This is a genomic window from Micromonospora foliorum (assembly GCF_022229015.1).
Taxonomy (GTDB): Bacteria; Actinomycetota; Actinomycetes; order Mycobacteriales; family Micromonosporaceae; genus Micromonospora; species Micromonospora foliorum.
The window spans coordinates 15,830-34,457 of the sequence record NZ_JAKKFF010000003.1; the positions used below are offsets into that span (position 1 = coordinate 15,830).

Sequence of the window (18,628 nt, forward strand, 5' to 3'; positions counted from 1 at the left end):
GTCATGACCAGTTCTCAACAGGCCCGCGCTGTCAGACCGACGGCGCGGGCCGTTAGCTTTCCTGCAGCGTGGCTGTTGTTGTTTCTTCTCGTTGCCTCCCTCGCCACTCTTGCCGGTTGTGCCGGGCAGCGGAAGGCCATCGAGGATCTTAAGAGATGCTCGTCGCGCGTCAGTCTCGACGGATACCGGGAGGTTGCCTCTTACGTGGACCGGGCGTCGTGGAATGTCGCGTATGTCGGGACTCCGGAAGCTGATCCGATGCAGCTTCTGACCGGGGATGCTGCCGACGTTTCCCTTGTCGATGAAATGCCGGACGGCCCATTCACTGTCATCGGCCAAGGTAAGGTCAATGGCGCTGAAGTATGTAAATTCTTCATTAAGCGGTGGAACAAGCTGACTGGGCCAACCGTCCTCGTGCAAGTTGACCAAGCGACCTTAGAGAACATCGAAAGTGGAAGAGAGCAACTTCTGCTTCTCTCCTTCATCTCCGTCAGCGATAAGAAATGATGCAGGCGCCGGTGCCCAGCGCCATGGTGATCGCGTAGTCGATCGGTGGGTGCCTCAAGCCTGGTGGTCTGCATTGACGCAAGCCATTGACCTTTGGAAAATAGAGAGTTCGTCCATGCCGTTGACCTTTCCGTTGCTTCCGCTCAAGCTCTGGCTCCCCGTGGGTTCGATGGGGTAGCGCTGATGACCGAGCGATTGCAGCTGACGTCAGATACGCATTCCTGGGCCTCTGAGCCGTGTTTCCACCTCATCTAAGGCCCATGCTGAAGATTCTCCGTCACGCATATCCCGAAGGTCGCTTGGGCAAGGACTACTGGCCCTTGTTGGCCGCGCTGCATGCCGATCCTACGGACGAGAATCTGGCTCTGTTGGTGGCCGAACTGATTGGTGGAGAGGCAGTCATTGTAGATAATGACGCGGCAGCTGCCGTCGGTCGGACGGCGGGCGCCTGCCTCGGCGCCGCTCTGGATTCTGGCCAAAACCGCATATCCAGGTTATTGCTGATGTGTTAGTCTGAATAAGGGGCAGAGGTGTCGATTGGAGATCGGTTCGGCTCCTACCTCCTGATCCACGCCATAAGTCGCCTCCGGGGCAACCTATGATGCTGTAGGCAACTTCTCGAGCCAATCAAAATCAGATTACGAAGCATCTCGACAAGGCGTACTACGTTTTGATGGATGTATCGCAGTTTACGCCAGAGCAGGTAGCGAAGGTGGAAGAGTTTATTGCTCCGCTTGGGGGCGAGTTTTCACGGTTGGAGGGCGGCAACGGACATGGCAGGCTTGATTTCTTTGTCGGAAAATCGAGACCTGGCATGGTCGGCACCGTCATGGCTCTTTGACTGGGTGGTTCGCCGGCTATCGCGGAGTCTTGTAGACAAAAGTGCGGCTGGCGCGCTTGATGAAGTTGTAGATAAGAACCTGGGAATAGTTGTACTGGACCAGTTCGATGAGGATGTGCGGCAGGAGTTGCTGCTGTCGATCAGAGACCGGTTGGTGTCTTGGGCGGAATCCGAACTTGTTCTACGCCCTGGGGCGGATCGAGAAGGTGCGTTGAATCAGATACGCGATTTCGCAAAGATGGCTAGGTTTCATTAAAACAGTTCCAATAAGCAGTTGTGGGCGGCTGGTGAGACCGAACGACTAGTGGCAGGATATGTGGACGTGAAGATACCCGGATACGAAGATTTTTCCTTGATCGACGGCACGCTATTCCTGGGTGACCCGATCTTTTGGCCAACATATCTGTGCGACACGGCTGATCGACTGGATCGAAAGCACCACCAGACAGCGGAAACGGCAGGGCGACCGGAGCTTTCGGCCACCCTGCCGTTCGGATCTGCTGGCGTGAATCGGCGGCAGGCTTGTCCTCACTCCGATTCGCAGGAGGCGACGGGGCGACATGATCGCACTAAATGATTGCCCGGGGATGGTTGAGAATCGGCCAATCTGGGATTGGCGCGGTCGGGCGAGCATTTTCAGTCCTTGCGGCTGCCCGTCGGATAGAGTCCTGGCGTGTTGTGGTCGAGAGTTGCGCGCTCCACGATGTCCTCGGGGACTTCGCGCTTCGCCCTACGACCCGTTAGGTCGCCTTGACACGGATGGAGGCGTTGTCGCGCCTCATGCCGCAGTTCTTGTCGCGCGAGAAGCCTCGAAGGAAGCAGGTAGCCTGCTCTTGTGCCGCTAACATTCCCCTCGCATCTGGCTGCAGTACTGCCGCTGAAGCTTTGGGCCCCAAGGCGGTTTGATGGAGTCGCACTCGCGGCCGGAACCGTTGCGCCCGATGTCGCCTACCTGACTATGGGTACCCGTATGTGGATCGCTGACACGCATTCAATACCGGCCCTTTTTTGGTGGTGCTTGCCGGTTGCCTTGACGTATGTTTGGATCTTCCGCCAACTCGTTCCTGTCGTCGCGCCGTATTTTCCAGGAAGATGGTCAGCCTGTGCCGATCTCGGTCAGGTCCGCTACGCCTGGTGGATCACCGTTAGTTCTGTCCTGGTCGGCGCGGTGACTCACATCGCCTGGGATTGGCTCACACACACCGACAGATGGCTCTGCGTGGTGTTTGGAATCCGCTGGTACGAGACCACGGGAGTTCCGTGGTGGACCGTCTCGGATTCGCTGAGCACCCTTGTGGGAGCTTGTTTGGTGGTTGTGCTCCTCCCTCGGGCACTTCCCGGCCGGGATGCACCGGGTCGAGGGGATAAGTCGGTTCCCGTTTCTCCCCGACTGTTCTGGGGGGTCGTTGCTGCTGCAGTTGTTGGGGGGCTGGCGTCCTTGCCTTTCCTGCCAGCCTCGGGAATCCCTGCGGCGTTCGGAGTTCGGATTCTGCATGTAATGGCGTTAGCGCTGCTTGTAGGTGGGCTGGTGGCTAAGGTTAGGGGCGACAGGCGTTGAGAGCGCAGTTTTCTGGATCTTCGAAGTTGAGTGGGGTTCGCGGCTGACGGCGACCCGGACATGGAGGGCTCGCAGCTCACGGGTGATCATCCGATTGGCCAGTTCGGATGGTCACAAGTGAAGAGCTGCGAGGGCTCGCCGCTCGCCGACCGGTTTGGCGCGAGCAGATCCAAGCGGGGCGATCGACATGTGCACCGTGTTCAAGGCCGCCATCCGGCAGGTTCTGCCGCACGCGCTGCTGGTCGTCGCCCATTTCCACGTCGTGCAGTTGGCAGCGCCGGTCGGCTTCCACATCACCGCCAACGGCACGAATCCCGACGGCACATCCGGCATCGCGATCGACGACATCGTTCCGAACACGTACGACGGGACTAACCTCGGAGCGTTCAACGATCCCAACACCGGGGCCCCGGTACCAACTGGGGGCATGAGTTGATCGCCGAGTTGAGGAGACGTGGTGCCTGAACCCGCGGAGTTGGAGGGTTGTTGCTTCTCATGCCGCCCGTGACGGACAGCGACACGGTGGTCGACTGGGACGAGATCGCCGAGTCCTGGGGGAGGGCCTTCCCGGCCGCGTACCAGCGCTTCATCGCAATCTATGGAGCGGGGATGATCGAGGACTATCTGGTGATCGGTACACCGGAGCCCTGGGTCGATCCGCCCGACGGGGACGGCGCTGACATGCGTGCCGGTACGGCGTTCGCCAGGGTCCTGTAGCAGGAGTCGCGTAAGGAGCGTGACCTTGAGGGCGCGACCCCGCGGCTGATCCTGTGGGCCGTGGACTCCAGTGGCGACAACCTGTGCTGGGACGCCTCCGACCCGGACCCCGAGAAATGGCCGGTGCTGGTCTACAACCGCGGCGAGAGCATCTGGCGTCGCTACGACTGTGGGATGGTCGAGTTTCTCGTCCGCCACCTGGAAGGAGACTCCCCCACCTGTCCTCTGGGTGACGTCGGCCTTTTCGGCCGTAGGAGGGCCGCCTTCCTGACCCGGACGGAGTACATGCGCCGGCTGCGGTCCGGGGTGGACCCGTGGACCGGCGAGCCCGACCCCTACGCCGGCATGTTCAACTACGGATAGCACGACCACGAGTTGAGGCCCGGCCGATGACGGCCGGGCCTCAGCCCTCCGTTAACAGCCTCCAAGTCGACGTACACGACGCAGGTGAAGACCCCGCCGTCGTCGACGGAGGGGAACCGGCGCACCGACTACGTGCTGGACTTTTTCGGCACCATCTCATACCGCTTCACCAGGTGCGAGTACGACCAGGTGGGTAACACGACCAAGGTCATCAGTCCGCGGGGTGTGGCGACTACCGACGGCCCGGACGACTTCGCCCAGGTCACGGTCTATGACGCGCTGAACCGGGTGAAGGAGACCCAGTCGGCGTACGACAAGGACGACGCCCGCTACACCACTGCGGACAAGACCACCTACACGTACGACGAGGTGGGCCGTCTGGCGACGTTGTCCGCGCCGCCGTCGGCGGGTCAGTCGGTGCGCAACGACACCACGTACAGCTACTACGACAACGGGTGGGCGCTGGCAAGCTGGAGAACCCGCCAGGGAAGGGTGGTGGAGGCACCGGAGGCGGCCCGAAGGTCACCAAGACCAACGGACTCGACCCGGGCGATAGGAACCTGCGTAGGGATTGGGAGTCCAACGGTACGACTTATCAGATCAACACGGAGAACGGATTCAACCGTCCGCATCGCACTGGTACGGATCTGCGGAGCGCCAACCTCACCCCGGACCAGGTCGAGCAGGCGATCATCGCTGATATCGAGAAGTTCAAGTCGGGTGGCGGTGCGCTTCCCCAAGTCGGGCGAAATGTGGGCACGGAGGAACGCGTGATCGATGTGGATGGGAAGTCGATCACCTACAACGCAGTCCAGATCGGTCCTGATAGGGTCGGCGTCAGCACATACTGGCTCAACTGACGGGGATGTGGAGGCCGAGTGGAAACCTTGCTTGACCTGGCTCGGACGTTGTCGTCGGGTCAGTTCGGCGAGCGCGGTCTGGCCGAGGTCAGGAACATCGAGCAGGAGTTCGTCGAAGTGATCACATTCACGCCGGCGGATGAAATCGTCGCCGTGCTCCATACCGTGCTCGACGAGGATTGGATGGGCCTACCGGTGTGGGCGCGCAATCTCGCGTACCGGATGGCCTGTCTACAGAGGCCGGACGACGTGGCTCTGCTGAGAGAGGCGGCGACGGATCTGCGAAACTTCGGTCCCGACTGGGATGAAATCGCCGCAGCGTTGAATGAAAGAGCGGAATCGCTGGAGAAGGATCAGGATTGAGAATGGCGACGATGCCCACCGGATGTCCATCCGGAGGGCATCGTTCCGCACAGCCGTTTCATGATCGATAGTGGCGGGGAGTGATGATGCCCGCGTTGGCGTGTCGGATATGGGCGAAGCTCCGTTGAGATCGAGCGCATGGGCTGGGTGGATATGGGGATGTGGGGAGTTCCCTGGCGATCAACCCCCGAGGCGGTCTCTACACCGACCGGGGCGAAAAGCTCGAGGAGGTCAAGGGCAACGGCAACACCGTCGACTACACGTACTTCCTCGACGGGCTGTTGAAGTCCCAGACGGAGAAGAAGTCGAACGGGACGACCTTGGTCTCCGAATCGGTCCTCGACTACGACCTCAACGGCAACCGGTCGCACGACGTCACCCAGAAGATGAACGACGACAACCACGCATGTTCCTGGCCATCGTCGGAGGTTGAGGTGCTGAAGAAGGTCGGATTTTTCCCGGAGCTGGATCCGAAGCGAGCTGTGGAGATGGGCGAGCCCAGCATCCACGCATCGGTGCGCGCCGTCGGGGAGCCAGACGAAGGGCAGATCCTGCAGTACCTGGATGATGGCCATATGATCATCCCGGCCATGGAGGGTGGGCCAGATGTCATCACTGGTGAGTACGGTTACCAGGAGGCTTCGGGGTGTTCCTCGTGGATCAGCGATGGGACTTGGGTGTGGCGCTATGACCTTGCGCATTACCTGAGAAGACATCACGTGGAACTCTCAACGGATTTTCTTTCGCACGTCGTGTCCAGTGGTTACATCGTTCCCCCGCTCAGTGATGAGGAAATGCTGGAGCTTGCAGATCAATTGGCCGCTGATTGGAAGCGCTGATTGAGTAACCAATGCGAGGCGCAACTTCGATGTTCTCGTCTACCATAAACAAATATCCCCGGGCGCTGTGGCCCGCCGACTGCCGGTGAGCCACAGCGAGCGTCTGAGGGAGATACGGGACGACTCATTCGATCGTTTGATTTGCCAAGCCCTGTTTGATCACTTGGAGGACCTTGAGAGCGAGGCGTAACCAGCCGGGCTGATTCACAGCATCGAGCCGGGGTCGTAAAGGATCCCGGCTCGATGCTCGTCTCGCTGGGCGGCGCGCGATTGGTTGAGTTCCGTGTTCTAGGGGGTGATGATGAAACGGCGCGACATAAGAGAGGGAATGGTATTCGCTGTTCCCCTTCGATTCGGCGCAAATGCTCTTGCTCTTGTCACCAGGCACGGACGTAGTGCGGTCACTGTCGGGTACTTCTTCGGACCAGCGCTCGTTGCCGTTCCAGAAGAACCTCCGAGTCTGCACCCAGAGAACGCGGTCCTTATTGCCAGGTTCGGTGATATCCCACTAGTCAACGGCGAATGGCCTCTTGTTGGCCGACTCCCTGACTGGGGCCGGATGATGTGGCCATCATCGGAATTTTACAGGGGTGACGTTAGGGCTCGTGGTTTCGTGGTCCTCTATGACGACGAGGACCCCAATGAGGTCGCCGGGGAAAGACTCTCGGAGTCTGGCGACGAAGATCTTCCATCGGATGACTTGCACGGGTACCTTATTGTGCGGGATAGGCTATCCAGCATTCTGAGCTAAGGCGTAGTGTGGCAGCTTCCCGATAGGGCCCTCTGTCGACGTGATTGCGCTCCTGAATTGGTACGCGCGCCAATTCCGCCTCACGATCATCCCTGCGGCGCCTCCCGGTGATATTGAAGATGGTTCGTTCGGCGGCATCGACGTCGCATGTGCCTGGCGATGGATCCGTCCCCGGGCAACCGGTATGTGCTTGCTGGTGGTAGTCCGATCAGCGTCATGAGTTGGACGGGCAACCGCGGGGGGCATGTCGTGGTCCGACGCGGGCCCACGGAGGCGTCGCACGACAACGCCGACCAGCTCGATACCGATTCGGGGAGGTCTCATGCAGGTTTTGCGGGACGCGGTGGCGCCATCTGTTGGGAGTGGATGGAAGGCGGTGTACTCCGGGCTTGACTTCTGGGGCAAGGAAATCTTCCTGTTGGCTTCGACGGTTCCCGATGAGGCCGGATGCGGTATGGCCGGGGCGGCAGGCGCCGCCTTGCCCGAGCGGGGGATGGCAGTCTGCCGGGAGGGGACGTTCACGCCGCTGCCGGATCTGCCCGAGGTCGCCGACCTTGTGGACTACGGACCTCGCGGATACGTCTTCGCCAGTCGTTCCATCAGGTCGGGCTCCGGTGGAGAGCATGGGCCACAGGCAGAGAATGTGTGGATCGGGGATTCCGAGGGCAGAGTCATCCGGAGCATCTCTGTGGGCAGCCAGTTCTCCCATCTGGCGGTCGACGATGCTGGTGCCCTCTGGGTTGGATACCGCGACCAGGCGGGTCTCTGGGCGCTACCTCCAAGTGCGGGACGGCAGGACCTCGCAGCTGGGGTCCTACTCCCCGGAATTTGCTGCTGGTCGGCGGACGGCCATCTCTCCTGGGTCCTCTCCACGGACTCCGGTGCGGCTGATGTCGGCTTCCACTGCTACGCGCTCAATGTGTCAACGGCCGGCGTGGTGGCAGCAGTGGACCTGGACAATTCGGTGGTCACATTGGATCGAGGCGGAGAGACCACTTTCAAGGCGACGAAGACCCAGTCGCCTTCCGGGCTGGCGGTGCGAGGCGATCACGTACTCCTCCTGGGTCGCTTTGAATGGCCGAGGAGGAGGGGTGGCCCGTTATCCGGTTTCGATGTGGCAAGCCGGTATCAGGTGACGGAGGCGGGCCTCGACCTGACTGAGGAAGTTCGCGTAGTCCTGCCCGACGGATCGCCACTGCCTGGTGTCCCGCAGGGAGTCTGCTCTCGGGGAGATTCCATCCTGATGCATTTTGGTGATGTCGCTCGGCCCTTTATCCTGTCCCTCTAATCAGCACGGCAGCCGGGTGGGCGTGGAGCGAGTTCCACACCCACCCGGCCCTGCTCCTGCGAGGACGGCTGCCTGACGTAGTCAGCCTTTCTTCGATGGAGCGCCTGTCCTACCGATTTCGTTACATCAACACGCTGTCGTGGAAATAGACGTTCGTCACCTCACTGTCGCCCCACGCCAGCCTTGTCGTGCCATTGCACCGCCGCCTAGCCTGAGCGCGCTCATGGGTTAACGGGGGAGCGGTGAGATGACGATCGATATTCGGCTGCTGGGCACTGTGGAGCTACGGGTCGACGGCCAGCTCGTGACGATGGGTGCTGCCAAGCGTCGGGCGGTGCTCGCCGGGCTTGCCCTTGAGGCGAACCGGCCGGTCTCGCTGGACCGGCTCTCGGACATGGTCTGGGCCGATTCCACGCCCGCGTCGGCGGTGGCGAACCTCCGCTCCCACGTGGCCGGCCTGCGCCGCGCGGTCGGCGACCGGATCGTCGCCCACCCAGGCGGGTACGAGCTGCGGTTGGCCGCAGGTGAGCTGGACGTCGTCGAGTTCCTCCGCCTGGCGGGGGGTGCCCGGGCGGGACGGGACAACGTTGCCCCGGTGGCCGTGATAGGCCAGCTCACTGATGCCCTCGCCCAGTGGCGCGGGCCGGCCGGTGGGGGCGTGCCGCGCAGCACCTCCCTGGACAACCGGTGGGCGACGCTTGACGAGCAGCGGCTGCAGATCTTCGAGGAGCTGACCGAACTCCGGCTGACCGTCGGTGAGCACTCCGACCTGCTCGCCGGTCTGCGCGAACACCTCGCGGCCCATCCGTTGCGGGAACGTGCCTGGGGGCAGCTGATGCTGGCCCTCTACCGGTGCGGCGACACCCCCGCCGCGCTGTCGGCGTACCGGGCGGCCCGAGACAGCCTCTACGACCAGCTCGGCATCGAGCCCGGTAGCGAACTGGCAACACTGCACCGCGCCATGCTCGACCGATCGCCCGAGCTGATCTGGGTGCCGCCTGTGGTGGCCGAGCCGGTCGCTGTCGCCCAGCACCGGGTACCGGCCGTCGACGGAAGCTGGGTGGCGCCCCGCGAGCTGCCGGCGGACCTGGTCGCCTTCGTGGGGCGTACCCGGGAAATGGCCGACGTGGTCGCCGCGGTGACCGGCCCTACGCCCGCCGTCGCGGTGGTCTGCGGCCCCGCCGGCGGCGGCAAGTCGGCGCTCGCGGTCCGCGCCGCCCACACCGTCGCGGCCGCCTTTCCCGACGGTCAGGTCTATGTCGACCTGGGGTACCAGACCGACGTGCCGGGCGAGGAGGTCGTCGCCCGGGTGCTGCGCAGCCTCGGCGTCGCCGCCGCCGACGTCCCGCAGCACCCGGAGGAGCGGGCCGGCCGGCTCCGCTCCCGGCTCGCCGGCCGTCGCCTCCTCTTGGTGGTGGACGGGGTCACCCACGCCGCGCAGGTACGCCCACTGGTCCCCGCTGGTCCCGGGCCCGGGCTCGTCGTGGTCGCCCAGCGCCAGTTGCGGAGCCTCGACGGGGTACGCCGGATCACGGCCGGCGCGTTCGGTGACGCTGACGGGCGAACCCTGCTCGGGGCGCTGGTGGGCCCGGAGCGACTTGACGCCGATCCCGCCGCGACCCGGGAACTGCTCCGGCTCTGCACCGGACTGCCGCTGGCCCTGCGGGTCGTCGGCGCGCGATTGGCCGGCCGGCCGGCGCTGTCCATGGATCGGCTGGTCGCCCAGATCGGCGACGGACGTCGTCGGCTGGACTGGTTGGCGCACGGTGACCTCTCCATGCGGGATCGGCTCGCCACCGGCTTCGCGGCGGTTCGCTCGGAGGACGAGGTGGCCGGTCGGCTCATCGAACTACTCGGCGGCGCACCGGACGGTCAGCTGCTGCCGGACAGCGCCGCCGCGCGGCTCGGCGTCACGGCCGAGCGCGTGTGGCGGGCGCTCGAGGAGTTGATCGACACGCACCTGGTGTACCTCGACGAGCCGGCTGGCTACCGGTTGCCGGCGTTGGTTCGTGAGTACGCCGCCGAACTGACCGCGCTGCCATCCGTGCCCCGACAGCTGATCAACGGGTGGCGGGTCACCCCTGGTGACCGTGACCGTCCGGCGTTCCAGGGCGTTTTCGAGCACCTCTGAGGGACGCGGACGAACGGCCAGGTGAGCGGGGCGTCGCTCAGCGGTTTGCCCGTTCGATACCTCGCCGGACGAGGCCGCTGACGCCGGGCAGGGTGATCGCCCGGATGGTCAGATCGCTCATCCAGACGTGGAATCGGCTGGGCGGCGCGTACTGGGCCATTCCCCGGCGGGCGAGGGCCTGTCGTTTGCTGACCTCCGGGCGTAGTCCGGTCTCCCACTCGGCGAGTGCGGCCGGGAGGTCGGCGGCGTGCCGCCGCAGGGCGGCGCCGAGGTGGTCGGCGCCGGCCAGTGCGAGGGCCGCGCCGTGCCCGGCGAAGAGCGTCACGCACCACGCCGCGTCTCCGAGCAGGACGATGCGGCCGTGCTCCAGCGCGGCATGACCACCTGGTTGACGGCGTCGAAGTAGGCGCTGGCCGGGTCGTTCTCCAGGTGGTCGATCGCGTCGGGCACGCCGCCCGACAGATCTCCGAACGCGGCCCGCAGCGCGTCGACCGGCCCGCGCCTCAGGTCGGCGGCGGGCTCCGCGCTGCGGTAGGTGAAGAACGCCGATGACCGCTCCGGGCCCAGGTTGACGATCGCCGCGGTGCGCCCGGGGCCGATGTACGTGGTGGCGGACGACTCGGGCACGCCGGGCACCGGGTGGGGCAGGGGGAAGGCGGCCACGAGGTACGGGAGGTCCACCCGGAAGTCGGGGCCGAACACGGCGGTGCGGGTGGCCGAGTGCACCCCGTCGGCGCCGACCAGCAGGTCGGCCTGCTCGACGGTGCCGTCGCTCAACTCCACGCGTACGTGATCGGTGTCCTGTTCGACGGACGCGACGGTGGTGGCGAAGCGGATGTCGACACGGTCCCGCACCGCTTCGAAGAGGCTGGCTTCCAGGTCGCCGCGGAACACCGAGAGTGCCCGTGGGCCGAGTGCGGCCTCGGCGATGGCGGACGGCACGGTGAACTTGGGTCGTCCGTCGGCGTGGACCAGCACGGTGGTGAAGAGCCCCAGGTCGGCGGCGGACAGCGCGGGGAGCAGGCCGAGGCGTTCGGCGGCGTCATAGCCGGGCCCGATCAGGTTCACCATGTAGCCGCTGCTGCGTCGGGCCGGGGCCCGTTCGGCCACGGTGACCTGCCACCCGTCCTGGTGGAGTCGGAGGGCTGTGGCCAGCCCGGCTATCCCCGCGCCCACGATCACCGCACGTTTCATCCAGCACCTCGCCACCGAGAATGAGCATCTGCTCAAACTAGTATGAGCGACTGTTCATACCGGCGCAACCGCCGGCTGCGGAACCGCCTAGACTCCAGCCATGCCGCGTGGAGTCGCCATCCCAGCGCTCAGACAGCAACTCTTCGCTGCCGTCGAGCGGTTGATCGTGGAAGAGGGGCCGAGCCGGCTCACCGGCCGGGCCGTGACGCGCGAGGCCGGGGTCGCGACCGGCCTGCTCTACGCGCACTTCGCGAACTTCGACGACTTCCTGACCGGGTTCGCGGTCGACCGCGTCTTCCACATCTCCGGCGAGGTGGCCGGCCTGCCGGAGCGCGCCGGGTCCGGCACTGTCGCCGACAACCTGCGCCAGGCCGTCCTGGCGACGCCGCTGGGCACGCTGACGGCGTTGACCCGGCTGACCGCATTCCGCCCGGAGTTGACGGCGAACGTCGAGGCGGTCCTGGGCAGCGGGATGTCGGGGCTGCGGGGGATCGAACGCGCGGTCGCCGGCTACCTGGCCGCCGAGCAGAGCCGTGGGCGGGTGCCGGCCGGCGTCGACACCGAGGCGCTCGCTCTGGCGGTGGTCAGCGTGCTGCACCACGTCGCGCTGACCGGCCACACCGACTCGTCAGCGGATCACCGGATCCAGCGGGTGATCGTCGCGCTCACCGACGGTTTCCCCGCCGCCGCGCCCTCCTGAGCGCCGCGCCATGGCGCATCCACCTGGACAGCGGGGCACGGTCGACCAGCCGGGGCAGGAGTGGGCTCAGGTCAGCCGCCGAAGGGCTCGGGCCCGAGGCGGCCCCAGGCCACGAACGCGGCCAGCGCGAGGTAGACCAGATTCAGCCCGACGAACTTCGCCTCGCCATAACGCAGGTGGGTGCTCGCCGCGCCGACCATCAGCAGGATCCAGCAGATGGCGGTCACCGCTACCAGCACCGGCGCGATGTCGAGCACGCCGGGCAGGATCAGGCCGACGGCTGCCAGGAGTTCGAGGACGCCGAGGGTCTTGACGAAGCCGACGCAGGCGTCGCCGGTCCACCCGCCGCCGTTGGTCCCGGCCAACTTCTGCTTGGGTACGAACGTCTTGGTGATGCCGCCGGTCAGGGCGACTGCGGCCAGCAGTCCGGCCGCGATCCACAGTGCCAGGTTCATGAGTTTCCCTCCGTCTCGGGTCGCACAGGAGACACCGCCCGCCGGTGCGCTGTGACAGTTCGTCGAGTGACGAGGAGCACGGGCGCCCGGCGTCACAGAAGGCCGGAGGCCGGTGTCTGGTGGGCGACGCGGTCGAGTTCGGCGAGACTGGAGGACGCATGGATGCTGGGGGCGGAATCATGAGTGCGGACGGCCGGGGGGACCGGGCCGTCGACGCGTTCGTCACCCACCGGAACCTGCTCTTCACCGTCGCGTACGAGATGCTGGGCTCGGCCGCCGACGCGGAGGACGTACTCCAGGAGACCTGGCTGCGGTGGGCGGACGCTGATCTCTCGACGGTGCGGGACCAGCGTGCGTACCTGGTCCGGATCACCACCCGCCAGTCGCTCAACCGGCTGCGTGCGGTCGGCCGGCGTAGGGAGTCCTACGTCGGCTCCTGGTTACCCGAGCCGCTGTTGACCGCACCCGACGTCGCCGACGACGTCGAACTCGCCGAGAGCGTCTCGATGGCGATGCTGCTGGTGCTGGAGACGCTGGCGCCGACCGAGCGGGCGGTGTTCGTACTCCGTGAGGTCTTCGACCTTGGGTACGACGAGATCGCCGAGGCGGTCGACAAGAGTTCGGCCGCGGTTCGTCAGATCGCCCACCGTGCGCGGGCGCATGTCGCCGCGCGGCGGCCCCGTGGGATGGTCTCGCCGGCCGAAACCCGACGTGCGCTCACCGCGTTCCGGCTGGCGGTCGAGACCGGCGACGTGCAGGGTCTGCTCGACGTCCTCGCGCCGGATGTCGTGCTCCTCGGCGATGGCGGCGGGATCAAGCAGGCCGTGCTGCGGCCTGTCGCCGGGGCCGACAAGGTGGCCCGCCTGCTGTGCAGCACACACGGCAGGACCGCGACCATGTCGCTGCACCCTGCCCAGGTCAACGGTCACCCGGCGCTGGTTCTGCGGCTCGACGGCGCGGTCGACACGGTCCTCGCGCTGCGTATCGATGACGGTCTCATCAGTGGGGTCTACGCGGTGCGCAACCCCGAGAAGTTGTCGCACATGCGGAGCGAAACGGCCCTGCGCCGCTGATCGCCCGGGTCTGCTCTCAGGGGGGAGTCCCGGGTGTTCCCGGATATGTCCGTCGCGCCTACGGGTTCAGGCTCGATGTCGACGAACTGTTCCCAGGGGGTCGGGATGAAGCGAGTGCATCGGGCGTTGGTCGCTGTGACGACGGCTCTGGCGGTGATCGGGGTGCCGGCCGTTGCCAGCGCCGCAGCGAAGGAAGCGGATCGCGGCGCGTTGCAGAAGCGGCTGGACGACGTCGTGGCCGCCGGGGCGGTGGGTGCGTTGGCGGAAGTGCGTGACGAGCATGGCGTCTGGCGGGGCGTCAGCGGTGTCGCCGAACTGGGCGAGTCGCGGCCGGTCCCGGTGGCGGGCCGATTCCGGGTCGGCAGCATCACGAAGACGTTCGTCGCCACCGTTGTCCTGCAACTCGTTGACGAGGGGTGGTTGCGGCTGGACGACACGGTCGACCGGTGGCTGCCCGGAGTCGTTCCGGACGGTCACCGCGTGACCGTGCGCCACCTGCTCAACCACACCAGCGGCCTGTACGACTATCTGCGGACGCTGCCGCTGCCGCCGGAACCGGAGTTCCTGACCAACCGGTGGCGGACCTGGAGCCCGGCCGAGCTTGTTCAGCGGGCGGTGGCCAACCCGCCCGTCTTCGACCCGCCGGGTTCGGCCTTCGCCTACTCGAACACCGCCTACCTCCTGCTCGGCCAGATCGTGGAGGAGGCCACCGGCCAGTCGTACGGCGAGGAGATCAAGCGTCGGGTCATCACACCGTTGCGGCTGCGCGACACCTCGGTGCCGGGGGCCTCTTCGCGAATCGCCGGCCCGCATCCGCACGGCTACGTGCGGATACGGCAGAACGGCGGGACGAGCCTCGTCGACTACACGAGGATGAACCCGTCGGTGATGGGCGCGGGTGGCGAGATGATCTCCACGACGAGGGACCTCAACCGGTTCTTCGTCGCACTGCTGGGTGGGCGCCTCCTGCCGGATCACCTGCTCGACGAGATGAAGACACCGGGTGTCGAGGGTGGCAGGTACGGGCTGGGGCTGGCCTGGTGGCGGGACACCTCGTGCGGCATCCGTGTGTACGGCAACGACGGCGATGCCCTGGCGTACCAGTCCTGGTCGTACCTGACCGATGACCGGCGCCGCCAGGTCACGATCGTGCTCACGCCCGACTTCACCGGCGACCCCGACGACGCCGTCGACGCGTTCCTGAACAAGGCCCTCTGCGGCTGACCGGCGAGAGTTGGTGAACCGGCCGGCATCGACCCTGCCGCACGGAGCAGTCCTGCGGATCTAGAACGGGGGCGTGGGGCTCTCCGGCGACCGGTGGCGGGAGCGTCGCGTGTCCGCTCCGGCGACGCCGAGCAGCACCACGGCGGCAACCGCGCCGGCGGTGAGCGGCTGGAGGTGCACTGCAACCGGCGTGAGCAGGCCGAGGGCGAGCAGGCCAGCGATCCGACTCCGGGAGACCCGGCCGAAGACCTGGTATTCGAGGATGGACCGCCCGGCGAGGAAGAGCACGGGGCCGCCGAAGATGGCGATGAGCCAGACCGCCGGGAAATGCCCGAGCGGTTCGGTGATGAACAGTTCGAAGCCGACGCCGGTCAGCGCCACCCCCGCGATCATGGCCATGTGGGCGAACGCCATGTCGGTCGCGAGTCGGGCGGCGTCCCGGGCGCGGCCGATGGCCGCATCCAGCACCCTTCCCGCAAGGTGGAAGTAGATCCGCCAGAGCAGGACGGTGGTCGTCAGGGCAAGAAGGAAGCCGCCCGTCTGGTCGGCATGAAATTCGCTACCGCTGTACGCCAGCCCGATGACGAAGACCGCCTCACCGATCGCGATGAGGAAGAACTGTTGGTACCGCTCGGCCAGGTGCTCGGCCGCGATCATTTGGCCACCGATCCGCTGCGCGCCGATGCGCGGGGTCGGCCAGCCGAGGAACAATCCGGTGTAGTCGATCAGCGCGGCGAGGGTCCACAGCGCCCCGCGGACCGTGCCCGTGCTGGCCAGGCCGCCGATGACCCAAAGCGGCGCGCTCAGACCGAACCAGACCAGGACCCGGGTGGTCTGTCGAGGGTCGGGTCGGCCGTGCCCGGCGATGTGGAAGTAGACCACCCGGCCGATCTGGAGGCCGACGTAGGTGATGGCGAAGAGACCGGCCCTTGCGCCGAAGCCGTCGGGCACCGCGACGGCCATCGTCATGGCGCCGACCATCGTTATCACGATGACGGTCTGGACGATCGGCGCTTCCGGGTCCAGCCAACTGGTGGACCAGACGGTCAGCGACCAGACCGCCCACAGGGCCAGGAAGAGGAGCAGGGCCTGACCGAGCCCCGCGTACACGCCGCGTTGGCCGTCGGTGAAATCGACGATCACCCGCGCCGAGATTCGGGTGAGGGCGAAGACGAAGACCAGATCGAGGAAGAGCTCCAGGAAGGTTGCCCGCTGGAAGCTGGCCTCGCTGCGCACCAGTCGTCCGACGTGGTTCTCGCTCATCGGCTCGCCACGCGCCGGTGTCGCCGAACGAGCACGTGCCCTCCCGTCGCGGTGATCTCCTCGCCTAACGAGGCAGGGGCCGGATGTGGCACGTGGGGGGAGGGGGCGGACGCACCACAACAGTCACCAATCCGTCACCTGGCCGCTACGGCAGGTGTACGCCCTTACGCTCGTGGGCGTGCCCGGACCTGCCGAGAAGGCCACTGAACAGGACCGGCGTGACCTCCTCGTCACGGTCGCGCGAGAGTTGGCCGAGACGGAGGGCTGGGCGGGTGTGACCACCCGACGGCTCGCCGAACGCACCGAGATCGACATGGGTGACATCTACCGGCACTTCGCCGACCTGGAGGCGCTGATCGCCGCCGTCGCGGTGTGCGCCTTCGCCGACCTGGCCGCCGATCTCGCCGAGGCGCACGCGGAGACCGTCGGCAGCCCCGAGGGGGTCTGGCCGGCGGTCGCGACCGCGTACCTCGACTTCGCGTACACCAATCCCGAGGTCTATGACGCGATGCTCGCGCTGACCCCCGACCTGGCCCTCGGCGTGGATGGTGTGCCGGCCGCGCCGCGGGCGGTCTTCGCCGAGCTGCGGGCGGCCCTGACCCCCCTGGCCGAGGGCCGGGACCCGGACACCCTCGCCGAGGTGGGCTGGAGCCTGCTGCACGGCGTGGTGATGCTCACCCGCGGTGGCCGGCTTCGACCTGAGGGGCAGGAGGAACGCGAGGCGCTGATCGCGCAACGGCTGTTGCGGTGGCCCGTGCCCACGCCACCGCCGACGCCCCCGATCGTGGTCAGTTGAGGGGCTGGCGGTCGGCCGGGCCCTTGTCGGTGAACCGGAACGTGGTGTTCAGCGGGGCGTTGCCCAACTCCTTGAGGACCAGGCCGTTGCCGGGAAGGTGCTGGAGGTATCGGGTCTCGCTGCCGATCGCGTACGTGCCGTTGCCCTTGGCGATGATGGTGAACCGCTGGATCGGGTCGTCCTGGTCGCAGACGACGGACTCGATGGTCAGTTCGGGTTCGATGTCCAGGCCGTTGACCTGCCAGCAGGAGGGGTCGTCGTTGGCGGGGTGGTCGTCCTTCACGCCGAAGGCCCTGATCACGTACCGGTCGCCGCCGATCGGCGTCGGCACGAACAGGACGCGACCGCCGGTGTCACCGCCCTCCTCAAGCCGCCCGCCGAGCTCCAGCGCCTCTCCCGAACCCTGCACCCGAGTGATCGTGACCTCGCGCTTGCCGGAGAGCAGCGGGTCGGCAGCCGCTGCCGACGACGTGGCCGGTGCCCCCGCGGTGGGCGTCGGCGCGCCGGTGACCGCGCCCGATGGCGTCGGCGTGCCCGCCGCGGTGCCCGGCGCCGTGTCCGCCTCGCCCTGGCACCCCACCAGCGCGCTGGCGCAGGCCAGCATCGCCGCGCCGGTGACCCACTTCATGGTGACCATGCCGTACTCCTCAAGAGCCGTCCCGAGCGGTTCACGGAAAATCCGGAAGATCTGAAATCCGTGTGCCGCCTATCCTGGCCCTCGGCCTGCCGGGCGGTGGGCGCGGGGAGGGGATGGCATGACGGTCGGCGTGGCGGGGCGGCAGCAGGCACAGGTGTTGATCTTCGATGCGGACGACACGTTGTGGGAGAACAACGTCGTGTTCGAGCGGGTGATCGACGACTTCCTGGGCTGGCTGGACCACCCCACCCTGGACCGGGCCGCGCTGCGGGCCGTCCTCGACGACATCGAGCGGGCCAACGCGGTGGCGCACGGGTACGGCAGCAAGGTCTTCCTGCGCAGCCTGGCGGAGTGCCTGGAACGGCTACGCGAGCGGCCGGCCACCGACTCCGAACGTCAGGAGATCGACCGGCTGGCGGTGGCCCTCGTCGAGCACCAGGTGGAGCTGATGCCGGGGGTGGCCGACGCGCTCGACGAGCTGGCCGGCCGGCACGAGCTGCTGCTGCTGACCAAGGGTGACCAGGAGGAGCAGCAGCGCAAACTGGACGCCTGCGGCCTGCTGCACCACTTCGGGGCCGCGCACATCGTCGTTGAGAAGAACGTCGACACGTACCGGTGGCTCACTCGGGAGCACGGCTTCGCGCCGGCCGACGCCTGGATGATCGGCAACTCCCCGAAGTCCGACATCCTGCCGGCGCGGGCGGCCGGGTTGAACGCGGTGTTCATTCCGAACGCGAACACGTGGGTGCTGGAGGAGGACGAGCTGGACCCGACCGACGACGGGGTGCTGCGGCTCGCCGCGTTCCGGGACCTGCTGGCGCACTTCTGACCGTACTGAAGGCAAACAGCGTCGGCGATCATGGTGGCGTTACGCCGAGATGCCTGTTTTTCCCCGTGGCATCACTCCTGCCTCCGGCGGTCCGACGCGGCTTGTCCGGCCGGTTGGAGCCCACCTAGCCTGGTCCGGCGCTCGCGGCCTTTCGGGGTGTGTCGGGGCGCGTCGGCGTTCGGCGGGTGAGCACCGTGGAGCTGAGTGCTGACGGAGTGGCTGGCCCACCCCGTTCTCGC

Annotated in this window: 22 protein-coding genes and 1 pseudogene; 18 read left to right on the forward strand and 5 right to left on the reverse strand. The window is 66.5% G+C overall.

The window, feature by feature from the left end; all coding sequences use genetic code 11:
* Positions 1 to 3: 3 nt before the first annotated feature.
* The 13 genes and pseudogenes from PSH25_RS00135 to PSH25_RS00185 all read left to right on the forward strand — a co-directional run bounded on the left by PSH25_RS00135 (position 4) and on the right by PSH25_RS00185 (position 10,218).
* Positions 4 to 507 (forward strand): hypothetical protein, encoded by a 504-nt coding sequence (locus tag PSH25_RS00135; protein WP_238656983.1) that lies wholly within the window; start codon positions 4 to 6, stop codon positions 505 to 507.
* Positions 508 to 767: 260 nt separating this feature from the next.
* The gene (locus PSH25_RS00140; protein ID WP_238656984.1) at positions 768 to 1,019 is read left to right on the forward strand and encodes a DUF3349 domain-containing protein; all 252 of its coding nucleotides are present in this window, start codon (positions 768 to 770) and stop codon (positions 1,017 to 1,019) included.
* 161 nt (positions 1,020 to 1,180) lie between these two features.
* On the forward strand, positions 1,181 to 1,348 hold the full coding sequence (locus tag PSH25_RS00145) for a hypothetical protein (RefSeq protein WP_238656985.1): 168 nt from the start codon (positions 1,181 to 1,183) through the stop codon (positions 1,346 to 1,348).
* Between the two features lie 835 nt (positions 1,349 to 2,183).
* Positions 2,184 to 2,906: a DUF4184 family protein gene (locus tag PSH25_RS34095; protein ID WP_372492680.1), complete on the forward strand. Its 723-nt coding sequence runs from the start codon at positions 2,184 to 2,186 to the stop codon at positions 2,904 to 2,906.
* A gap of 134 nt (positions 2,907 to 3,040) precedes the next feature.
* Positions 3,041 to 3,180 (forward strand): annotated as a pseudogene (locus PSH25_RS34280) (transposase); the annotation flags it as partial.
* A 230-nt stretch (positions 3,181 to 3,410) separates the two neighbouring features.
* Positions 3,411 to 3,623, forward strand: a complete 213-nt coding sequence (locus PSH25_RS00155; RefSeq protein ID WP_238656987.1) for a hypothetical protein — start codon at positions 3,411 to 3,413, stop codon at positions 3,621 to 3,623.
* 60 nt (positions 3,624 to 3,683) lie between these two features.
* Positions 3,684 to 3,986 carry a hypothetical protein gene (locus PSH25_RS00160; RefSeq protein WP_238656988.1) on the forward strand — a complete coding sequence of 101 codons (303 nt, stop codon included), beginning with the start codon at positions 3,684 to 3,686 and terminating at the stop codon, positions 3,984 to 3,986.
* A 455-nt stretch (positions 3,987 to 4,441) separates the two neighbouring features.
* Complete coding sequence (locus PSH25_RS00165) at positions 4,442 to 4,846, forward strand: hypothetical protein (RefSeq protein ID WP_238656989.1); 405 nt, start codon at positions 4,442 to 4,444, stop codon at positions 4,844 to 4,846.
* Between the two features lie 18 nt (positions 4,847 to 4,864).
* Positions 4,865 to 5,209, forward strand: a complete 345-nt coding sequence (locus tag PSH25_RS00170) for a hypothetical protein (protein WP_238656990.1) — start codon at positions 4,865 to 4,867, stop codon at positions 5,207 to 5,209.
* A 161-nt stretch (positions 5,210 to 5,370) separates the two neighbouring features.
* The gene (locus PSH25_RS00175; protein ID WP_238656991.1) at positions 5,371 to 6,048 is read left to right on the forward strand and encodes a hypothetical protein; all 678 of its coding nucleotides are present in this window, start codon (positions 5,371 to 5,373) and stop codon (positions 6,046 to 6,048) included.
* A gap of 328 nt (positions 6,049 to 6,376) precedes the next feature.
* Positions 6,377 to 6,799, forward strand: a complete 423-nt coding sequence (locus tag PSH25_RS34335) for a hypothetical protein (RefSeq protein WP_502361340.1) — start codon at positions 6,377 to 6,379, stop codon at positions 6,797 to 6,799.
* Positions 6,800 to 7,121: 322 nt separating this feature from the next.
* The gene (locus tag PSH25_RS00180; RefSeq protein WP_238656992.1) at positions 7,122 to 8,087 is read left to right on the forward strand and encodes a hypothetical protein; all 966 of its coding nucleotides are present in this window, start codon (positions 7,122 to 7,124) and stop codon (positions 8,085 to 8,087) included.
* 247 nt (positions 8,088 to 8,334) lie between these two features.
* Positions 8,335 to 10,218 (forward strand): AfsR/SARP family transcriptional regulator, encoded by a 1,884-nt coding sequence (locus PSH25_RS00185; protein WP_238656993.1) that lies wholly within the window; start codon positions 8,335 to 8,337, stop codon positions 10,216 to 10,218.
* Between the two features lie 37 nt (positions 10,219 to 10,255).
* Here PSH25_RS00185 and PSH25_RS00190 read toward each other — a convergent pair whose 3' ends face one another.
* Together PSH25_RS00190 and PSH25_RS00195 are read right to left on the reverse strand one after the other, a co-directional pair.
* Positions 10,256 to 10,543, reverse strand: coding sequence for a hypothetical protein (locus tag PSH25_RS00190; protein WP_238656994.1), 288 nt, complete (start codon positions 10,541 to 10,543; stop codon positions 10,256 to 10,258).
* Positions 10,540 to 11,412 carry an FAD-dependent oxidoreductase gene (locus tag PSH25_RS00195; RefSeq protein ID WP_238656995.1) on the reverse strand — a complete coding sequence of 291 codons (873 nt, stop codon included), beginning with the start codon at positions 11,410 to 11,412 and terminating at the stop codon, positions 10,540 to 10,542. Before PSH25_RS00195 ends, PSH25_RS00190 begins: the two co-directional genes overlap by 4 nt.
* Positions 11,413 to 11,512: 100 nt before the next feature.
* Between PSH25_RS00195 and PSH25_RS00200 the strand changes: the two genes are divergently transcribed.
* Entirely contained in the window at positions 11,513 to 12,112 is a 600-nt protein-coding gene (locus PSH25_RS00200) for a TetR/AcrR family transcriptional regulator (RefSeq protein ID WP_238656996.1), read from the forward strand.
* A gap of 71 nt (positions 12,113 to 12,183) precedes the next feature.
* Here PSH25_RS00200 and PSH25_RS00205 read toward each other — a convergent pair whose 3' ends face one another.
* Positions 12,184 to 12,567, reverse strand: coding sequence for a DoxX family protein (locus PSH25_RS00205; protein ID WP_238656997.1), 384 nt, complete (start codon positions 12,565 to 12,567; stop codon positions 12,184 to 12,186).
* A gap of 179 nt (positions 12,568 to 12,746) precedes the next feature.
* Between PSH25_RS00205 and PSH25_RS00210 the strand changes: the two genes are divergently transcribed.
* Both PSH25_RS00210 and PSH25_RS00215 read left to right on the forward strand, forming a co-directional pair.
* A complete protein-coding gene (locus tag PSH25_RS00210) occupies positions 12,747 to 13,640 on the forward strand; it encodes an RNA polymerase sigma-70 factor (protein ID WP_238656998.1) in 894 nt (297 codons plus the stop codon).
* Positions 13,641 to 13,745: 105 nt separating this feature from the next.
* Complete coding sequence (locus PSH25_RS00215) at positions 13,746 to 14,864, forward strand: serine hydrolase domain-containing protein (RefSeq protein ID WP_238656999.1); 1,119 nt, start codon at positions 13,746 to 13,748, stop codon at positions 14,862 to 14,864.
* A 60-nt stretch (positions 14,865 to 14,924) separates the two neighbouring features.
* On the opposite strand, the gene PSH25_RS00220 is transcribed toward PSH25_RS00215, so the two are convergent.
* On the reverse strand, positions 14,925 to 16,127 hold the full coding sequence (locus PSH25_RS00220) for a low temperature requirement protein A (protein ID WP_238657000.1): 1,203 nt from the start codon (positions 16,125 to 16,127) through the stop codon (positions 14,925 to 14,927).
* A 178-nt stretch (positions 16,128 to 16,305) separates the two neighbouring features.
* Here PSH25_RS00220 and PSH25_RS00225 point away from each other — a divergent pair, with 178 nt between their 5' ends.
* Positions 16,306 to 16,923: a TetR/AcrR family transcriptional regulator gene (locus tag PSH25_RS00225; protein ID WP_238657001.1), complete on the forward strand. Its 618-nt coding sequence runs from the start codon at positions 16,306 to 16,308 to the stop codon at positions 16,921 to 16,923.
* Here the strand turns inward: PSH25_RS00225 and PSH25_RS00230 are convergent.
* A complete protein-coding gene (locus PSH25_RS00230; protein WP_238657002.1) occupies positions 16,916 to 17,560 on the reverse strand; it encodes a hypothetical protein in 645 nt (214 codons plus the stop codon). The two genes, PSH25_RS00225 and PSH25_RS00230, sit on opposite strands and share 8 nt — an antisense overlap.
* A 118-nt stretch (positions 17,561 to 17,678) precedes the next feature.
* Here PSH25_RS00230 and PSH25_RS00235 point away from each other — a divergent pair, with 118 nt between their 5' ends.
* A complete protein-coding gene (locus PSH25_RS00235) occupies positions 17,679 to 18,389 on the forward strand; it encodes an HAD family hydrolase (RefSeq protein ID WP_274526787.1) in 711 nt (236 codons plus the stop codon).
* Positions 18,390 to 18,628: the final 239 nt, after the last annotated feature.

Coding starts and splice junctions, on each gene's coding strand:
- PSH25_RS00145 (WP_238656985.1), top strand. CDS start 1,181: ATGGATGTATCGCAGTTTACGCCAGAGCAGGTAGCGAAGGTGGAAGAG.
- PSH25_RS00215 (WP_238656999.1), top strand. CDS start 13,746: ATGAAGCGAGTGCATCGGGCGTTGGTCGCTGTGACGACGGCTCTGGCG.
- PSH25_RS00180 (WP_238656992.1), top strand. CDS start 7,122: ATGCAGGTTTTGCGGGACGCGGTGGCGCCATCTGTTGGGAGTGGATGG.
- PSH25_RS00205 (WP_238656997.1), bottom strand. CDS start 12,567: ATGAACCTGGCACTGTGGATCGCGGCCGGACTGCTGGCCGCAGTCGCC.
- PSH25_RS00135 (WP_238656983.1), top strand. CDS start 4: ATGACCAGTTCTCAACAGGCCCGCGCTGTCAGACCGACGGCGCGGGCC.
- PSH25_RS34335 (WP_502361340.1), top strand. CDS start 6,377: ATGGTATTCGCTGTTCCCCTTCGATTCGGCGCAAATGCTCTTGCTCTT.
- PSH25_RS00230 (WP_238657002.1), bottom strand. CDS start 17,560: ATGGTCACCATGAAGTGGGTCACCGGCGCGGCGATGCTGGCCTGCGCC.
- PSH25_RS00140 (WP_238656984.1), top strand. CDS start 768: ATGCTGAAGATTCTCCGTCACGCATATCCCGAAGGTCGCTTGGGCAAG.
- PSH25_RS00210 (WP_238656998.1), top strand. CDS start 12,747: ATGAGTGCGGACGGCCGGGGGGACCGGGCCGTCGACGCGTTCGTCACC.
- PSH25_RS00185 (WP_238656993.1), top strand. CDS start 8,335: ATGACGATCGATATTCGGCTGCTGGGCACTGTGGAGCTACGGGTCGAC.
- PSH25_RS00235 (WP_274526787.1), top strand. CDS start 17,679: ATGACGGTCGGCGTGGCGGGGCGGCAGCAGGCACAGGTGTTGATCTTC.
- PSH25_RS00220 (WP_238657000.1), bottom strand. CDS start 16,127: ATGAGCGAGAACCACGTCGGACGACTGGTGCGCAGCGAGGCCAGCTTC.
- PSH25_RS00195 (WP_238656995.1), bottom strand. CDS start 11,412: ATGAAACGTGCGGTGATCGTGGGCGCGGGGATAGCCGGGCTGGCCACA.
- PSH25_RS00200 (WP_238656996.1), top strand. CDS start 11,513: ATGCCGCGTGGAGTCGCCATCCCAGCGCTCAGACAGCAACTCTTCGCT.